The sequence below is a fragment of the Nitrospirota bacterium genome (genome assembly GCA_030645475.1).
GTDB lineage: Bacteria > Nitrospirota > Nitrospiria > Nitrospirales > Nitrospiraceae > Palsa-1315.
In genome coordinates this window covers 1-1,368 of sequence record JAUSMA010000026.1, presented here as the reverse complement: position 1 = coordinate 1,368, position 1,368 = coordinate 1, and the positions used below count along the sequence as shown (strand labels likewise).

2 protein-coding genes are annotated in these 1,368 nt (G+C 55.8%); both read right to left on the bottom strand.

Annotated elements, in window-relative coordinates; all coding sequences use genetic code 11:
* Positions 1 to 197: 197 nt before the first annotated feature.
* A complete protein-coding gene (locus Q7U76_06670) occupies positions 198 to 881 on the bottom strand; it encodes a TIGR00266 family protein (protein MDO8356056.1) in 684 nt (227 codons plus the stop codon).
* 183 nt (positions 882 to 1,064) lie between these two features.
* On the bottom strand, positions 1,065 to 1,199 hold the full coding sequence (locus tag Q7U76_06665) for a hypothetical protein (protein MDO8356055.1): 135 nt from the start codon (positions 1,197 to 1,199) through the stop codon (positions 1,065 to 1,067).
* Between the last annotated feature and the right edge of the window lie 169 nt (positions 1,200 to 1,368).

Genomic DNA, 1,368 nt, shown 5'->3' with positions numbered 1-1,368 from the left:
GTCCCCTCAGACTCGAAGATGATCGTGAGACCGTCCCCCCCGACCTGGACAACACAAGGGGCACCGCTGGCGGGGAACTCGTTACCGAAACAAAGCGCATTGGAAGTCATAGTGGGGTAACCGGGTAGCGCTGTCCGTGCTTTGTCACTCATTCATCCATTCCTTTATCCCCATGCCCCCAATATCCCGCTATCCCCTTATTCACTGACTGGAATGAACTGCCTGATCCAGGCTCCGAAACTTCCAGGATTCCGGCTTTGAATGTACACAAGTCCGGGCCCTCGGAACCGGCACACAAAGCCCTCGCCAGAGGTGAAGCTGGCGACCCAGCCGGAGGTGGCTTTTTCGATGTTGTAGGACGTGGTGGCGGACCAAGCTACCAGATGGCTGTTATCCACGATATATTCCTGATCTGGCTTCAATTCGATCTTGTGAATAGCCCCGAAGCTGTTCAGGACGAGCGTCCCTTTCCCGCTGATTTTCAGGATGAAGAAGCCTTCTCCGCCCAATAAACCACGGCTCAGGCTTTGCATTTTACTTTCGATGACGATCGCGTCGGCGCCTGCGAGGAAACCATCTTTCTGCACCATGTACTCGTTCACGCCATCGAGTTCCAAGATGACAATTTCACCCGGCACCGTCGGAGCCAGCAACGCTTCACCGGGACCGCGGCTGGCACGTAGCGTTTGGAAGAAAAACTTTTCTCCCGTCAGGAACTTTCGCGACAGGGCTCCGAGAAAGCCACCCTCCATTTTGCTTTCGATGTCGATGGTCGGCGAACAGGCCACCATCGCACCAGACTCAGCCTTGATCGACTCGCCCGCAGCCAAATCTACCCGCACCATCGGAAAGGCCCCTGGATATAGAATTTCGCTTTTCATGTCTTTGCATCTCCCTCACGTATGATGTCTTTGACACGGGTATTTGAATCTGTCTTCCCCGATAACCCCCTGATCTCCCGCTCGCGACGCAGATGATTCTGTGGAATACCTCCGGCAGTGTCAAGCAGCCAGCGCGAACGGAAGGATCAGAATTGTTTGATCACGGCAGGGAGGAGGCGTGGGTTACTTGGATCGGGATGAGGCGACGGAGCGGCTGCTCTCAATCGCAACCGTTTGAATCGTGGGAATGGTCGCCGCTACATCAAGGTCGAGATCACCATCTTGATCCTTGCCGTCTCGCCCGACACTATACATCACGCCCCTCTGCTGGTTGACCAGCATGGGATACCGGTAAAGGGATCGTAGTAGGCTTGTCCGGCCTTTGCGAGACGCGTGAGGACATTCCCCTCTTGTGGCCCTCGTCTAATCCAGACTTGCAGGCCCGCCAGGCGAAGTCGCGCTTCGGTCTCCACAATCCGTCCGACGT